The 14776-nt window shown below is 30.7% G+C and carries 17 protein-coding genes; 8 read left to right on the top strand and 9 right to left on the bottom strand.

From position 1 onward, the window contains the following. The first annotated feature begins 148 nt into the window (after positions 1 to 148). The 3 genes from CELLY_RS00255 to CELLY_RS00245 are packed head-to-tail and all read left to right on the top strand — an operon-like array spanning position 149 to position 2628. The gene (locus CELLY_RS00255; RefSeq protein WP_013619636.1) at positions 149 to 691 is read left to right on the top strand and encodes an RNA polymerase sigma factor; all 543 of its coding nucleotides are present in this window, start codon (positions 149 to 151) and stop codon (positions 689 to 691) included. Next, positions 675 to 1256 (top strand): hypothetical protein, encoded by a 582-nt coding sequence (locus CELLY_RS00250; protein WP_013619635.1) that lies wholly within the window; start codon positions 675 to 677, stop codon positions 1254 to 1256. The genes CELLY_RS00255 and CELLY_RS00250 overlap by 17 nt, the downstream gene beginning before the upstream one ends. Beyond that, a complete protein-coding gene (locus CELLY_RS00245; RefSeq protein ID WP_013619634.1) occupies positions 1237 to 2628 on the top strand; it encodes a hypothetical protein in 1392 nt (463 codons plus the stop codon). Before CELLY_RS00250 ends, CELLY_RS00245 begins: the two co-directional genes overlap by 20 nt. Before the next feature lie 9 nt (positions 2629 to 2637). Here the strand turns inward: CELLY_RS00245 and msrA are convergent, their stop codons facing one another. Further along, complete coding sequence (msrA, locus tag CELLY_RS00240; RefSeq protein ID WP_013619633.1) at positions 2638 to 3315, bottom strand: peptide-methionine (S)-S-oxide reductase MsrA; 678 nt, start codon at positions 3313 to 3315, stop codon at positions 2638 to 2640. An 87-nt stretch (positions 3316 to 3402) separates the two neighbouring features. On the opposite strand from msrA, the gene CELLY_RS00235 reads away from it, so the two are divergent. From CELLY_RS00235 to CELLY_RS00215, 5 genes are all read left to right on the top strand, one after another. Further along, a complete protein-coding gene (locus CELLY_RS00235; RefSeq protein ID WP_013619632.1) occupies positions 3403 to 4083 on the top strand; it encodes a peptidoglycan DD-metalloendopeptidase family protein in 681 nt (226 codons plus the stop codon). Between the two features lie 187 nt (positions 4084 to 4270). After that, positions 4271 to 4507, top strand: a complete 237-nt coding sequence (locus CELLY_RS00230) for a hypothetical protein (RefSeq protein WP_013619631.1) — start codon at positions 4271 to 4273, stop codon at positions 4505 to 4507. 242 nt (positions 4508 to 4749) lie between these two features. Next, a complete protein-coding gene (locus tag CELLY_RS00225) occupies positions 4750 to 4986 on the top strand; it encodes a hypothetical protein (RefSeq protein ID WP_013619630.1) in 237 nt (78 codons plus the stop codon). Between the two features lie 237 nt (positions 4987 to 5223). Beyond that, positions 5224 to 5460: a hypothetical protein gene (locus tag CELLY_RS00220; protein ID WP_013619629.1), complete on the top strand. Its 237-nt coding sequence runs from the start codon at positions 5224 to 5226 to the stop codon at positions 5458 to 5460. A gap of 226 nt (positions 5461 to 5686) precedes the next feature. Continuing rightward, a complete protein-coding gene (locus CELLY_RS00215; RefSeq protein WP_034647105.1) occupies positions 5687 to 5929 on the top strand; it encodes a hypothetical protein in 243 nt (80 codons plus the stop codon). 204 nt (positions 5930 to 6133) lie between these two features. Here CELLY_RS00215 and secA read toward each other — a convergent pair whose 3' ends face one another. From secA to CELLY_RS00180, 8 genes are all read right to left on the bottom strand, one after another. After that, on the bottom strand, positions 6134 to 9496 hold the full coding sequence (gene secA / locus CELLY_RS00210) for a preprotein translocase subunit SecA (RefSeq protein ID WP_013619626.1): 3363 nt from the start codon (positions 9494 to 9496) through the stop codon (positions 6134 to 6136). A 201-nt stretch (positions 9497 to 9697) separates the two neighbouring features. After that, entirely contained in the window at positions 9698 to 9922 is a 225-nt protein-coding gene (locus CELLY_RS00205) for a DUF2795 domain-containing protein (protein WP_013551418.1), read from the bottom strand. Between the two features lie 134 nt (positions 9923 to 10056). Continuing rightward, positions 10057 to 10632 carry a cob(I)yrinic acid a,c-diamide adenosyltransferase gene (locus CELLY_RS00200; RefSeq protein ID WP_013619625.1) on the bottom strand — a complete coding sequence of 192 codons (576 nt, stop codon included), beginning with the start codon at positions 10630 to 10632 and terminating at the stop codon, positions 10057 to 10059. Positions 10633 to 10635: 3 nt separating this feature from the next. Next, positions 10636 to 10983 (bottom strand): SdpI family protein, encoded by a 348-nt coding sequence (locus tag CELLY_RS00195; RefSeq protein WP_013619624.1) that lies wholly within the window; start codon positions 10981 to 10983, stop codon positions 10636 to 10638. Positions 10984 to 10988: 5 nt separating this feature from the next. Beyond that, entirely contained in the window at positions 10989 to 11120 is a 132-nt protein-coding gene (locus tag CELLY_RS17270; RefSeq protein ID WP_013619623.1) for a hypothetical protein, read from the bottom strand. Between the two features lie 31 nt (positions 11121 to 11151). Beyond that, entirely contained in the window at positions 11152 to 11625 is a 474-nt protein-coding gene (locus tag CELLY_RS00190; RefSeq protein WP_013619622.1) for a hypothetical protein, read from the bottom strand. A gap of 12 nt (positions 11626 to 11637) precedes the next feature. Beyond that, positions 11638 to 13512: an ABC-F family ATP-binding cassette domain-containing protein gene (locus CELLY_RS00185; RefSeq protein WP_013619621.1), complete on the bottom strand. Its 1875-nt coding sequence runs from the start codon at positions 13510 to 13512 to the stop codon at positions 11638 to 11640. 13 nt (positions 13513 to 13525) lie between these two features. Further along, positions 13526 to 14704 (bottom strand): Lnb N-terminal periplasmic domain-containing protein, encoded by a 1179-nt coding sequence (locus CELLY_RS00180; protein ID WP_013619620.1) that lies wholly within the window; start codon positions 14702 to 14704, stop codon positions 13526 to 13528. Positions 14705 to 14776: the final 72 nt, after the last annotated feature.

The raw sequence follows: 14776 nt of genomic DNA, 5'->3' as shown, positions 1-14776 counted from the left end.
TTAACCAGTATATTATATAAAGTGTAAAATTGCTTTAATTTAATAGGGATTGCTACAAAAAAAACAAAAATAATTTATGTTTTTGCAACATCAGTAATTTTGTATCGTCTTTTAAATAACAAACTAAACCTAATACAAGAAAAAATTAATGTCTACTGCTGATATTATTAAAAAATGCAAAACAAATAACCGTAAAGCACAAATGCAGCTTTATAAGCAATACTGTAATGGTATGTATTGTGTGGCTATGCGTTTTTTAAAAAATGAAGACGATGCAGAAGATGTAGTGCAAGAGGCATTTATTAATGCTTTTGAAAAAATACACCAGTATAGAGGAGAAGTAACCTTTGGTGCTTGGCTTAAAAAAATTGTAGTACACAAATGTTTAGATTTTATAAAAGTTAAAAAAGATAAATATGTAGCCTTAACAGAAACTAATTTAAGAGTGGTAGAAGATGATGATTGGTTGGTAGAAGATACGGTAACTCTGCAGCAAATAAAGTTTGCAATAGCTCAGCTACCAAGCAAATACCAATGTGTGGTACAATTATATTTAATTGAAGGATATGACCACTCAGAAACATCTGGAATATTAGATATTACAGAGTCTGCCTGTAGAACACGCTTGTTAAGAGGTAAAGGCTTGTTAAAAGAACTTTTAAAAGAGAAAAGATATGGGACAGGATCTTAGAGAAATATTTAAGAAAGAAAGAGCAAAGCAAAAGCACAACTTAAAAGATGGGCATATGGCTAGGTTTGAAGATAAACTTAACCAAACTATGCCTGCTACACCAAAATATACTGCAAAATTTAGGTATAAAGTAGCTGCTAGTGTACTATTAATGCTAAGTATATCTTTGCTTATTTATGTTGCAAAAACCAAGAACACTCCTGTGCAACCAACTATTGTAGATGCAGAAAAGGTAACCAAAAGCAAAGATGGGATAACCCTAGGGGCATTATCTCCTGACTTAAAAAAAATAGAAGATTATTATAAAGTAAATATAAATTTAGAGTTGGCACAGTTGCAAGTGTCTAACGATAATAAAACATTGGTAGATAGTTATATGGAGCGCTTAGCGGAGTTGCATAAAGAATACCAAGAACTTAATACAGAGTTAAACACCATTGGGCCTAATGATCAATTAATTTCTGCTTTAATTAACAATTTGCAATTGCGTTTGCAGTTGCTACAAAAACTAAGAAAAAAGTTAAACGAATTAAAAAGCACCCAAAATGAAACAATTAATGTATAAGAGTATAGCAGTTTTAGCACTGTTGGTAAATGTAGGTTTGTACGCTCAAAAACAAACAAAAAAAATTAAAGAAGTTTTTAATGTAGATAAAAACGCCGTTTTAGATTTAGATACCAACAATGCAGATATTGAGTTTGATACCTGGAACAAGAACGTAATACAAATAGAAGCTACAATAGAGGTTGAAGGAATGACTACAGATGAAGCAGAAAAGTATTTTATTCGTAATAAAATGGATATCCTAGGAAACTCTAGTAAAGTAACTGTATCTACCGGAGGTAACAAATTTTTTAGTAAAACAACCAGCTTTGCAAATGCATATCCAGTACATTTTAATACCTCTAATTTTCCTGCTAGAGTATCTTTTGATATGGATACTATTAGGATGGACTCTATAGTTCTAGATTTTGATTTAAAAGACGTAAAATTTGCAGACTTTGATTATGAAGAATATCAAAAAGGAGGTAAAGAGTATATACAAAAGTGGCAAAAAGAGTTTCAAAAAGATATGGGAGCTAAAAACGAAGCTGAAATAAAAAAATGGGTAGCAGAAGTTAAAAAAAAGGCAGAGATTACTCAGAAACAAGCAAAAATTATAAGAGAGAAGCATAAGGAGATTGCTGAAAAACATAAGCTAATAGCAGAAAAGGTAAAAGCTAAAGTTTTAAAAGCACAGCAAAACGGAGATGTATTTTATATGGACTCCAATGAGTTTTATACTAGTCCAAATACATTTTACATTTCTAAAGGTGGTGATACTAAAAGCTTAAAAGTTAAAAAAACTATTAAGATTAAAATGCCTAAATCTGCAACCATAAAAATGGATGTACGCCACGGTAAAGTAAAACTAGCTGAGAATACTACAAATATAAACGCAAACTTGTCTTATGCAAGTTTGCTAGCTACAACAATAAATGGAGATAAGACGTATGTAAATGCGTCTTATTCTCCTGTATATGTTAGTAATTGGAACGTAGGACAACTAAAAACTAGTTATGCTAAAGCTATAGATTTAAAAACAGTTAATGAGCTTACTTTAAGTGCTGTTTCATCAAACATTACAATTAATGAGTTGTTAAAGTCAGCTTTTATTACAAACGATTTTGGTGATGTAGAAATAAACTCAGTTTCTTCAAGTTTTGAGGATCTAGATGTAACCATAACTAATGGTAATTTAAATGCATCCTTACCAAAATCATCTTATTCAATATATGTAAAGGGCAAGTCATCTAAAGTAGCTTTGCCTGTAGGTTTATCAGTAAATAAGTCTGTAAATCAGAATATAATAGTACACAAAGGATTTAATGCATCTAATAACACAAATAAATCTGTTAATATAAATGCATCTTACAGTGATGTTGTTTTAAAATGAAGCCAATCTTTAATGAGAATCTTTTTTTAATAACTCTGGAAATTTACTTTTAAACCTATTTAGCCTAGGTATAGATACATTTTTAATGTACGGGTTGTTAGGATGTTTTTTTTCGTAATCTTGGTGGTAGCCTTCTGCCTTGTAAAAAGTTGTAAATGGAGTTATTTCTGTTACAATTTTAGAGCTAAATACTTTTTCTTTAGTAAGCTTAGCTACATAGTCTGTTATAATTTTTTGTTCTTGCTTGTTTTTGTAAAAAGCAATAGATCTATATTGTGTGCCTTTATCTGGTCCTTGGCGGTTTAATGTTGTTGGGTCTTGAGATCCAAAAAAAACTTTAACTAAGGTAGCATAACTAACTTGTTTTGGGTTGTAGTAAACAACAACAGCTTCTGCGTGTGTGCTATTACCACTACCTACTTGCTCGTAAGTAGGATTTTTTTCTTTACCTCCTGCATAGCCAGATATTACTTCCTTAACACCTTTAACACTCTCAAAAACAGCTTCTACACACCAAAAGCAACCACTTGCAAAATAGGCAGTTTCATAAGAGCTTAAATCCTGAATAACTGTTTTAGTCTCTGCTTTGGCTTCTGTACTAGTTTCTTTTTTTGTATTGTTTTTAGATGAACAACTTGTAGATATTAATATAGTGCTTAGTAATAATGCAACTTTAACTATTCTCATAAATTTTCTTTTTAATAAATTAGTGCGCTACTTTTAAATATACTTACAAGGGTACATCTATTTTAAAAATACATTAACATTTTATTTATGCAAAATACAGCAAATTTTTTGCAATCTGTAACTACAGGTTTTACTTCTATTATAAATACCACTAATTTAAAAGACAGTTATATTTCTGTGGACTTATCTACCGGTAATAAAGAGTTAGATAAGGTAGATATTACCAGGGCAAATGAATGTGAAGCGTATATTAAGCAGCAATTAGAACTTAAAAATGGAACAGTTGCTTTTGGTGGGTATTTAGAAAAAAGAAATCTATATGCTAATAATGAAAACTTTACTAAACAAAGTAGTGATGTACGTAATATACATTTGGGTGTAGATTTTTGGGCAGATGCTGGTGCAGAAGTTATAGTGCCTGTAAGTGGAGTAGTGCATAGTTTTAAAAATAATAATGTATTTGGAGATTACGGACCTACAATAATATTAGAACACACAATATATGAACAAACATTTTTTACTTTATACGGACACTTGTCTGTTTCTTCATTAAACAATATATATGTTGGTAAAGAGATTGTACAGGGTACTGTTTTGGCAACTTTAGGTACTGCTGAGGTCAATGTAGGTTATGCACCACATTTACATTTTCAGCTTATAATGGATATAAAAGACTTTAAGGGAGATTATCCAGGAGTTTGTACCAAAAAAGATTTAGCTTATTATGCGCAAAATTGTCCTAATCCAAACTTGCTGTTAAAAATATAAATGTCTTTATTTAAGATTAAGTGCACTTAATTTCGATTAGAGGATTTTAGCTTAATTTCAGTCATCGAAGATTTTTTACACTTTATCATAAATTTTGTCAAACACCTAAAAATAAGGGTGTTTAAGCGATTTAGATTTAGTAGCCCTTAGCTTGATAGTAATTTTACAGTATCAAAACTAAGTTACTATGAAAGCAATTATCACTTTATTATTCATTATTACAGTAGGCGTTACAGCACAGGCACAAGAAGCTAAAGTTACTCCTGTTTTAAAAATGGAAACTACAGAGGTAAAAGCTACAGTAGTGAAAAAAGAAGCTGTACAACAAGAAACTAAAGTTGCACGTTTATATAAGTTTAAAAACTCTAAAATTAAAAAAGCATTATCTTTTTCTACAAAACGTGGAAAGTCTAAAATTGCTTAATTCAATTACGTTACTCTTAGTTTTTATTATTCATTTATTTTTTTAGGTTGATATATAGTGTGTTTATCGATAAAATGCATAAAATACCGTTAATTGGTTTTACGGTGTATTTATAGGATTTACGGTGAACGTTACCAGTATTTACTTTATTACCACTCGTCTATAGTTAAGAGATACTCATCTGCAAATGTTAATTTTGGGTGTATGTGGTAAGTAGCTTTGTAAAACAAAACAAAAATATTATGAAAGCTATTATCACTTTATTATTCGTTATTACATTAGGATTAACTGCACAAGCACAAGAAGCTAAAACTACAGCTGTTTTAAATATAGAAACTACAGAAGCTAAAATTACAGAAATTAAAAAAGACGTTGTTAAAGAAAAAGTTGAGGTTGCACGTTTATACAAGTTTAAAAACTCTAAAATTAAAAAAGCATTAACTTTTGTTATTAAAAAGGCTAAGACTAAAGTGGCGTAATAAGCGTAGACTATATTTTTGTTTTTATATCTCCTTATTTATTTTTTTCTTTCTGCACAATATCAGTTGTAATACACTTAATTTCGATTAGCTGATTTTAGCTTAATTTCAGTCATCGAAGATTTTTTACACTTTATCATAAATTTTGTCAAACACCTAAAAATAAGGGTGTTTAAGCGATTTAGATTTCTGTAACTTTAAGTTGGTAGTAATTTTACATCAACAAACAAAGTTACTATGAAAGCAATTATCACTTTATTATTCATTATTACAGTAGGCGTTACAGCACAGGCACAAGAAGCTAAAGTTACTCCTGTTTTAAAAATGGAAACTACAGAGATAAAAGCTGCAGTAGTAAAGAAAGAAGCTGTACAACAAGAAACTAAAGTTGCACGTTTGTATAAGTTTAAAAACTCTAAAGTTAAAAAAGCATTATCTTTTTCTACAAAGCGTAGCAAGTCTAAAATTGCTTAATGTAAAGTAATTTATAACTGATTGTTAAATAGTGTTTTAGTCTTTATTAAATCGTTAAAGTGCATATTTTTTAAGATAAAGTGCTTATAAAGGTAAATACTATTATTTTTTAATAGGTAGTTCATCTAAGTTATTGCAAGTCAACGATAAAAAAGTGTTTTTAAACGAGTATGAAAAAACTTGGAATGATAAGCGTTGTAATTTTATAGGAAACAAAAACCTATTTATGAAAACTTTAGTTACCTTATCTTTAATTTTATGTGTTGGTTTATCTGTACAAGCACAAAAAACTAAAAAGTTGCCTATAAAAAAAGTTGAAGTAGAGAAAATAGCTTCAATTGTAAAAGGGTCTACAGTTTTAAATAATACAAAACAGAATAGCGTTGCACGTTTGTATTTAATTAAAAATGCAAATATTATTAAAGCGTTATCTTTTGAGACAAAAGCAAATAAAGCAAAATTAGTTTAATTATGATATATATAACTTTAATTACAATAGCAGCTATTACAATTGGTTTGTTATTTAATAATAAACCAAAAGTGCGTGCAATTAAAGTTCCTGTACGTAACAAAAGCATAAAAAAGTAACTAACAACAATTGCAGTTATAACTGCGTATAAATAAAAAAGCAGCTCTTAAAAGAGCTGCTTTTTTTATGTTTAATAGTACTGGTTTATTCTTCAACCAGTACCCATTCACCTCTTGCTAATAAAGGCTCTGCTTGTTTAAACTTAACAACTTTAGATTCGCCATTCATCACATTTTTAATTGTAACTCTGTCATTTCTACCAATTTTTGGTCTTTCTCTAGTAATTGTTTCTGTTACTTGTGGTCTATTACCTTGTGTTTGACTTGCAGCTCTGTTTTGTGCAGCTAACTCATCACTGTTAGGTATTTCTTCTTTTGTAGTTTGTAAGTTTGCTTGTGGCCTTCTTACGGTTCTTGCTTCCTGTATGTCTGATGTGTCACCAGTTGGTAACTCTGCTTTAAACAAGAATGATACTACATCTTTATTTACTGTATCTACCATAGACTTAAAAAGTTCAAAAGCTTCAAACTTGTAAATTAATAGCGGATCTTTTTGTTCATGAACAGCTAATTGTACAGATTGTTTTAGCTCATCCATTTTACGTAAATGGGTTTTCCAAGCATCATCTACAATGGCAAGTGTAATGTTCTTTTCAAAATCGTTAACCAATTGTTTACCGTTACTTTCGTAAGCCTCTTTAAGGTTGGTAACTATTTTAAGTGCTTTAATACCGTCTGTAAAAGTAACTTCTATACGTTCAAAATTATTAGCAGCATCTTCATATACGTTCTTAATTACCGGAAATACTGTAGCGGCGTTACGCTCCATTTTATTTTGGTAATGCTCGTATACTACTTTATAAGTTTTGCTAGCAATATCTTGAGTAGACATTTTTGCAAACTCATCTTCAGTAATAGGAGCTGTAACAGAGAAATACTTAATTAATTCAAACTCAAAGTTTTTATAATCGCTAGCAGCTTTATTACCTTCTGCAATAGACTCGCAGGTATCATAAATCATATTAGCAATATCTAATTTTAAACGCTCTCCTTGTAATGCATGACGTCTTCTTTTGTAAATTACCTCTCTTTGGGCATTCATAACATCATCATACTCTAATAAACGTTTACGTACTCCAAAGTTGTTTTCTTCAACTTTTTTCTGTGCACGTTCTATAGATTTTGTCATCATTGAGTGCTGAATAACTTCGCCTTCTTCTAAGCCCATTTTATCCATCATTTTAGCAACTCTATCCGAACCAAATAAACGCATAAGGTTATCTTCTAAAGAAACATAAAATTGAGAACTTCCTGGATCTCCTTGACGACCAGCTCTACCACGTAACTGTCTATCTACACGTCTAGAATCGTGACGCTCTGTACCAATAATTGCCAAACCACCAGCATTTTTAACGTCTGTAGATAATTTAATATCGGTACCACGACCTGCCATATTGGTTGCAATAGTTACAATACCAGCATTACCTGCTTGTGCAACTACATCTGCTTCTTTCTTATGTAACTTAGCGTTAAGTACATTGTGTGGTACTTTACGTATGGTTAACATTCTAGATAACAATTCTGATATTTCTACAGAAGTTGTACCAATAAGTACCGGTCTGCCAGAGTTAGATAGTTGTGTAACTTCCTCTATAATGGCATTGTATTTTTCTCTTTTTGTTTTGTAAATTAAATCGTTTCTATCGTCACGAGCAATTGGTCTGTTAGTTGGTATTTCCATAACATCTAACTTGTAAATTTCCCAAAATTCACCAGCTTCTGTAATGGCTGTACCAGTCATACCTGCAAGCTTGTTGTACATTCTAAAGTAGTTTTGTAATGTAACTGTAGCAAATGTTTGCGTCATTGCTTCAATTTTTACATTCTCTTTAGCTTCTATAGATTGGTGTAGACCATCTGAGTAACGACGACCGTCCATAATACGACCAGTTTGCTCATCTACAATCATTACTTTATTATCCATTACTACATACTCTACATCTTTTTCAAAAAGAGTGTAAGCTTTAAGTAATTGGTTCATTGTATGTATACGCTCACTTTTAATAGAGAAGTCTTTAAATAACTCTTCTTTAAGTTCAGCTTCTTTTTCTATATCTAGATTTTGGTTTTCTATCTGTGCAATTTCATAACCAATATCTGGCATTACAAAGAAATTACTGTCTACATCTCCAGAGATGTGTTTAATTCCTTTGTCTGTTAGCTCTATCTGATTGTTTTTTTCATCAATTACAAATAACAACTCTTCATCTACCGTAGGCATTTCACGGTTGTTGTCTTGCATGTAAAAGTTTTCAGTTTTTTGTAATAATTGCTTAATACCTTCTTCACTTAAAAACTTAATAAGAGCTTTGTTTTTAGGTAATCCACGGTATACACGCAGTAATAAAAAACCGCCTTCTTTTGTGTCACCTTCTTTTATTAATTTTTTAGCTTCTGCTAAAACACCAGTTAAGTATTGTTTTTGTAATTGTACAATGTCTGCAACTTTTGGTTTTAACTCGTTAAACTCGTGTCTGTCTCCTTCGGGTACAGGACCAGAAATAATTAATGGTGTACGTGCATCATCAACCAACACAGAATCTACTTCATCTACAATAGCAAAATTATGCGGACGCTGTACTAGGTCTGTTGGTTTATGAGCCATATTATCACGCAAATAATCAAAACCAAATTCATTATTTGTACCATAGGTTATGTCTGCGTTGTATGCAGTTCTACGGGCATCAGAATTAGGTTGGTGATAATCTATACAATCTATAGTAAATCCGTGAAACTGAAATATTGGTGCCATCCACGCGCTATCTCTTTTTGCCAGATAATCGTTAACGGTTACAAGGTGTACGCCATTACCAGTAAGTGCATTTAGGTATACTGGTAATGTAGCAACTAAGGTTTTACCCTCACCAGTTTGCATTTCTGCAATTTTACCTTGGTGTAGTGCAATACCACCAATTAGCTGTACATCATAATGTACCATATCCCAAGTTACTTGCTTACCTGCAGCATCCCAAGAATTTTGCCATACGGCTTTGTCACCTTCTAAGCTAACATAGTCTTTAATACCAGACAACTGCCTGTCATATTCTGTAGCAGTAACTGTAAGTGTAGTGTTATTTGTAAAACGTTTAGCAGTTTCTTTAACAACAGCAAAAGCTTCTGGTAAAAGATCTGAAAGTGATTTTTCTAACGTTTTATATACTTCTTCTTGTAAACGATCTATTTCTGAGTAAAGATCTTCGTTCTTATCTATATCTGTAGAAGACTCTACTTCAATTTTAAGAGCTTCTATTTGTTCATTTAACTCTTTTGTGTCTGCCTTTAATTTTTCTTTAAACTCTACTGTTTTTGCCCTTAGCTCATCTAGACTAATAGCTTCTAAACTTTGTTCAAAGGCTTTAATTTTATCAACTATTGGCTGTAATTGCTTAACGTCTTTTTTGGCTTTATCACCAACAAAGGCCTTTAGCACGGAATTAATGAAACTCATATGTATTATAATTTATAAAGTCTGTGGTTTACAAAGTAAACACATTCAACTATTTAGATTAATGTTCCGTATAAAATGCGGAATGTAATTTGTTACGCAAAAGGTATTCCAGTTTTAAAAAAGCATAAAATAGCCAACTGCGTCTGCCAAAATTACATAAAAAAAAAGCCTCCAAGGAGACTTTTTTGTGTAATTCTTTATTTAATATTCATCCTCATTCCAGAGGTAATCTTCTTCTGTAGGATAGTCAGGCCATATCTCCTCAATAGACTCGTAGATTTCTCCACCTTCTTCTTCCATAGATTGTAAATTTTCTACAACTTCTAATGGTGCACCAGTTCTTATGGCGTAATCTATTAATTCATCTTTGGTCGCTGGCCAAGGCGCATCACTTAAGTAAGATGCTAGTTCTAATGTCCAATACATGGTAATAGTTAATTTTAATTTTTTGCAAAAATAAATTTTTAAACAAGAAAAGCAAGTTTTTTTGTGGTTTTTTAATTTATTTTTTTAAAATTGTTGATATTCAATATGTTGATAACGTTAAAATAATGTAAATATTAGTCTTTCTTCTCAGGAATCCACTTTATTTCGTTTGCATTTAGGTCTTTGCTTAGTTTTCTAGAGAGTACAAATAAGTAGTCGGACAATCTATTGATAAATGACAAAACATTTGCTTCAAAAGGTTCGTTCTCGTTTAAATGAGATGCTAAACGTTCTGCTCTACGGCAAACAGTACGTGCAATATGACAGTATGACACGGTTGTGTGTCCGCCAGGTAAAATAAAATGTGTCATCTGTGGTAAAGATTCATTCATTTTATCCATTTCTTGCTCTAATAGTTCAATATCTGCGTTGCTAATTTTTTCAATATTTAGCCTTTCTTTTCCGTTTTTAAGTACCATTTTTTCTGGATCTGTAGCCAAAACAGCACCAACGGTAAATAATTTATCTTGTATTGTAGCTATAATATCTTTGTAGTGGTTATTAATTTTTTGGTCTCTTATAAGTCCCATCCAAGAGTTTAGTTCATCTACAGTACCGTAAGATTCTATACGTAAATGATGTTTGGGAACTCTAGTGCCGCCAAATAGGGCAGTAGTTCCTTTATCTCCTGTTTTTGTATATATTTTCATATGTTATTCTTTGAATTTTGAGTCTATAGCTTTTTCTACTTTTAACACTAAAGTAATAATACTTGTAAGCAATAGCGCTATACTAATAACAACTGCAATTTCTTTTTTAGGTTGATACAGAAAACTAAATAGAGATGATAATGCAAGTAAAAAACCAATTTTTATTAATTGTATTGATGAATATTTTTGCGCAAAATTCCACCTGTCTTGGTTTAACATAGCTTTGCTAGTTCTGTAACCATATAGGTTATTTATTTTTTTAGGAGGAAATTTAAACTGAAAAAGTCCAACGATTATAAATAAGCTGCCAGAGCCAAGAGGAATGTGAAATAATGGGTTGCTAAAATCCAAATTGCTTACTCTTTACGTTTGTAATTACTCATAAATTTACGAGATTTTCTTTCCTTGCTTTTCTTTTTATTTCTAAAATTAACCACAAGAAAAATAATTAATACAATTCCGCAAACAATAAAAGTAGTGTAGTCCATTTTCAATTTTTATAAATTTAAAAATACAGAATTATAATCTTATTTTAAAATGCTCTTTAGCTTGTTCTTTTCTAAAAAATACAGCAGCACCATAAAAAACATCTACTGTAACAGTTACTTTGTTTAGTAATTTTATTTGCTCCCAAACTTGCTTTGTTTGTTTGTTTTTATAAATATTATGTATAAAAACCATAGTGTTATTATGGTAGTTAATGCTATTAAAAACAGCTAAATCTGGAGTGTTTAAATACCCAAAGTCTACATTAGTATTGGTATAATTTATGTTGTTTTTTATATGTTTTTTTAATTCTTTATTTGTTGTAAAAGCAGTTTTTACATTAAAAAAAGAAATACTTTTTAGTATAACGTTAAAACCTTTATTACGGTGTAGCTTCTCTTTTTTATACAAACACTTAGTAACGTAATTGTATATAAAAGGTGAGTGTACACCGTGTTGGTTAGTTGCTTTTAATAAAAAACGTAGATGCGCAAGTGTTTGAAACATAGTTAAGCAAAATTAACCTTCAACAATTGCAGAAAGCTCAAACCAGCGTTCTGTTTTTTTATCAATTTCATCTATAACAAGTTGTAGTTCTTTAGATAGCTTATCTATCTCATCGCCACTAAGGCTAGCATCAGAAAATTTATTCTGTAGTGTAACCTTTTTTTCTTCTAACTTTTTTATTTTATTTTCTATGTTATTGTATTCTTTTTGCTCTTGAAAAGATAATTTATTTGTTTTGCCTTCTGTTTTCCAAGATTTTTTTTCTGTTTTAGCTTCTTTCTCTTTATTTTCTCTGCTTTCTAATACAGCACTGTCTTCATAAGACCTAAAATCTGAATAGTTTCCTGGGAAATCTTCAATAACAGCATTGCCTCTAAATACAAATAGGTGATCTACAATCTTATCCATAAAATACCTATCATGAGATACTACTAATAAACAACCTGGAAAATCCATTAAAAAACTTTCTAAAACACTTAAAGTAACAATGTCTAAGTCATTTGTAGGTTCATCTAGTATTAAAAAGTTAGGATTTTGTATTAATACAGTACATAAATATAACCTTTTGCGTTCACCACCACTTAGTTTTTCAACAAAGTCGTATTGTTTTTTTCTATCAAATAAAAAGCGTTCTAATAATTGCTGAGCAGATATTTGACGTCCTTTTTTAAGCGGAATATAATCTCCAAATTCTCTTATAACATCTATAACTTTTTGGCCTTCTTTTATTTTTATCCCCTTTTGAGTATAATAACCAAATTTAATAGTTTCACCAACAATTACTTTTCCGCTATCTGGTTGGTCTGTGCCTGTAATTATATTTAAAAAAGTAGATTTACCAGTACCATTTTTACCAATAATACCAATACGCTCACCTTTTAAAAAGTTATACTCAAACTTATCTAAAATAGGTTTGTTTGGGTAGGCTTTAGAGATTTTTACAAGCTCCATAACCTTACTACCCATACGCTCCATATTAATCTCTAGCTCTATTGTATGTTCTTTTCTACGTTGGTGAGCTTTAGCTTTAATGTCGTTAAAATCATCTATTCTAGATTTAGATTTGGTCGTACGTGCCTTAGGTTGTTTGCGCATCCAACCTAGTTCTTTTTTGTATAATAATTTAGATTTATGGTGTTCTACTGCTTCCTGTGTTAAACGGGCTTCTTTTTTTTCTAAATAGTAAGAGTAATTGCCTTTGTATGGGTATAGCGTATTGTTATCTAACTCAATAATTTCATTACATACACGCTCTAAAAAGTACCTATCATGTGTAACCATAAATAAGGTAATATTTTCCTTAGCAAAATATTCCTCTAACCACTCAATCATTTCTAGATCTAAATGGTTGGTTGGTTCATCTAAAATTAATAAGTCTGGCCTGTTTATAAGCGCATCAGCCATTGCTAAACGCTTTTTTTGTCCGCCAGAAAGTAAACCAACTTTTAAAGAAACATCATCTAATTTAAGTTTAGATAATATTTGTTTGTATTGAGTTTCAAAATCCCAAGCTTCAAACCTATCCATAGCATCAAAAGCAAGCTGATATTTTTCTGCATCTTCTGGGTTTGCAAGTGCTTTTTCATAATTTGCTATAACTTTTAAAACTTCATTGTCTGATGCAAAAATGGTTTCTTCAATAGTTAGATCTGGATCCATATTAGGCTCTTGCTCTAAAAATGAAACACGAGTTCCTTTTCTGTAATTTACTTGTCCACTATCCGGAGAATCTAGCCCAGATAATATATTTAAAATAGAGGTTTTTCCGCTTCCGTTTTTAGCTATTAAAGCAATTTTTTGATCTTTATTTACACCAAAAGAAATGTTTGAAAAGAGAGCGTGTTCTCCGTAAGATTTTGATATGTTTTCAACCGTAAGTAGGTTCATTTGTTTGTTTTAGTTATTTTGCTTTTTGCCATATAAATGCATATCTAATGGCAAGTGATAATAGTATTGGAATAAATGCTGGGTGAAATTTTTGAACACCTGTTAATTGTACAACTGGTACAACTAGTAATAATATAAGTGAAATTATGCTGTATATATGCAGTTTTGCTTTTTTATTTTGCTTGTTAAATAGCAAAAGTAACGCAACTAAATTTACAGGCATAGCCCAAAGCAAGTTAAAGTTGTTTGCGGTTGCAGTATGGTCTGTAGCAAACCACAATAAGGTTAAAATTAAACCTATTAAGCCAGTTACAAAAAATAAAAACGCATCTATCCATTTAGACCATAATTGATTTTTGTAATCTGTGTAAGTAATAAAAGCTACAAACGCTAAAAGTAAAAACGACCAGAACATAGGGGTTCCTAAAAAATTAATACTATTTACTTTTTTATGTTCTTTTAAAATGGTTCTGTTAGACAGTACTAACGGAGCGTTTTTTATAGTACTGTTGTTTAATTGAGACCATACATAGTCTGGTAAAAATGTATGTTGTAAAATAGTGGCTTGTTTATCTATTTTAGAGCCTAAAGCTAAATCTATACCAAAACTAGACCAAGTGTTTGTCTTTAATTTTTGATCTAATAACTCTCTAAATGTAAAGTTTTTTTCTAAATGATCTTCGTTAAAAGTAATGTCTTTGCCAATAGAAATGTTTAAAACTTCAATAATTTTAGTAGCGCAATTGTTGTATAAATAATCATACAAGTAATCTCTGTTTTCGGGCTTTACATTTTTTTCTAGGTAATTAAAAAGCTGTTGTTTTTGTTCGGTATTAAGATTTAAAACTTGCTCTTTTACCCATCTTTTTTCATATTGATACTCATACAAAAATCTAGAAAAATCTTGCTTATTTACTTTAAAAAGCAATTTTCCTTTCACAAAATTTAAATAAAAGTTGGGAGCGTTAAAATCAAAAATACCGTAATTATACACCTTATCAGTTCTTGTAACTGGGTCCCAAACCCTAATAGCGCTATGGCCAAAGGTAGAGTACAATTCATCTCCAGAGCCACATGTAAGTACACTAATTTGAGCATTGTTAGATATAGAACTGTTTTGTGAGTAAGCCAAGGATGCATTAGCTAATAACAGTATAAAAACGATAGCTTTAATGTAATTTTTCAAGTTCATTATTTTTTAGGAGTAACAAATATCGAACAAATTAGAAGAACTGCCGTATGCTTTTTAAAAAAGCAGCTTTTT

The sequence above is a fragment of the Cellulophaga lytica DSM 7489 genome, assembly GCF_000190595.1.
GTDB lineage: Bacteria > Bacteroidota > Bacteroidia > Flavobacteriales > Flavobacteriaceae > Cellulophaga > Cellulophaga lytica.
The sequence above is the reverse complement of the archived record's forward strand: the minus strand, read 5'-3'. Positions and strand labels throughout refer to the sequence as shown.

Bases quoted from the DNA above. Each gene is read 5' to 3' on its own strand.
- CELLY_RS00255 (WP_013619636.1), top strand. From the start codon at position 149: ATGTCTACTGCTGATATTATTAAAAAATGCAAAACAAATAACCGTAAA.
- CELLY_RS00250 (WP_013619635.1), top strand. From the start codon at position 675: ATGGGACAGGATCTTAGAGAAATATTTAAGAAAGAAAGAGCAAAGCAA.
- CELLY_RS00245 (WP_013619634.1), top strand. From the start codon at position 1,237: ATGAAACAATTAATGTATAAGAGTATAGCAGTTTTAGCACTGTTGGTA.
- msrA (WP_013619633.1), bottom strand. From the start codon at position 3,315: ATGAGAATAGTTAAAGTTGCATTATTACTAAGCACTATATTAATATCT.
- CELLY_RS00235 (WP_013619632.1), top strand. From the start codon at position 3,403: ATGCAAAATACAGCAAATTTTTTGCAATCTGTAACTACAGGTTTTACT.
- CELLY_RS00230 (WP_013619631.1), top strand. From the start codon at position 4,271: ATGAAAGCAATTATCACTTTATTATTCATTATTACAGTAGGCGTTACA.
- CELLY_RS00225 (WP_013619630.1), top strand. From the start codon at position 4,750: ATGAAAGCTATTATCACTTTATTATTCGTTATTACATTAGGATTAACT.
- CELLY_RS00220 (WP_013619629.1), top strand. From the start codon at position 5,224: ATGAAAGCAATTATCACTTTATTATTCATTATTACAGTAGGCGTTACA.
- CELLY_RS00215 (WP_034647105.1), top strand. From the start codon at position 5,687: ATGAAAACTTTAGTTACCTTATCTTTAATTTTATGTGTTGGTTTATCT.
- secA (WP_013619626.1), bottom strand. From the start codon at position 9,496: ATGAGTTTCATTAATTCCGTGCTAAAGGCCTTTGTTGGTGATAAAGCC.
- CELLY_RS00205 (WP_013551418.1), bottom strand. From the start codon at position 9,922: ATGTATTGGACATTAGAACTAGCATCTTACTTAAGTGATGCGCCTTGG.
- CELLY_RS00200 (WP_013619625.1), bottom strand. From the start codon at position 10,632: ATGAAAATATATACAAAAACAGGAGATAAAGGAACTACTGCCCTATTT.
- CELLY_RS17270 (WP_013619623.1), bottom strand. From the start codon at position 11,120: ATGGACTACACTACTTTTATTGTTTGCGGAATTGTATTAATTATTTTT.
- CELLY_RS00190 (WP_013619622.1), bottom strand. From the start codon at position 11,625: ATGTTTCAAACACTTGCGCATCTACGTTTTTTATTAAAAGCAACTAAC.
- CELLY_RS00185 (WP_013619621.1), bottom strand. From the start codon at position 13,512: ATGAACCTACTTACGGTTGAAAACATATCAAAATCTTACGGAGAACAC.
- CELLY_RS00180 (WP_013619620.1), bottom strand. From the start codon at position 14,704: ATGAACTTGAAAAATTACATTAAAGCTATCGTTTTTATACTGTTATTA.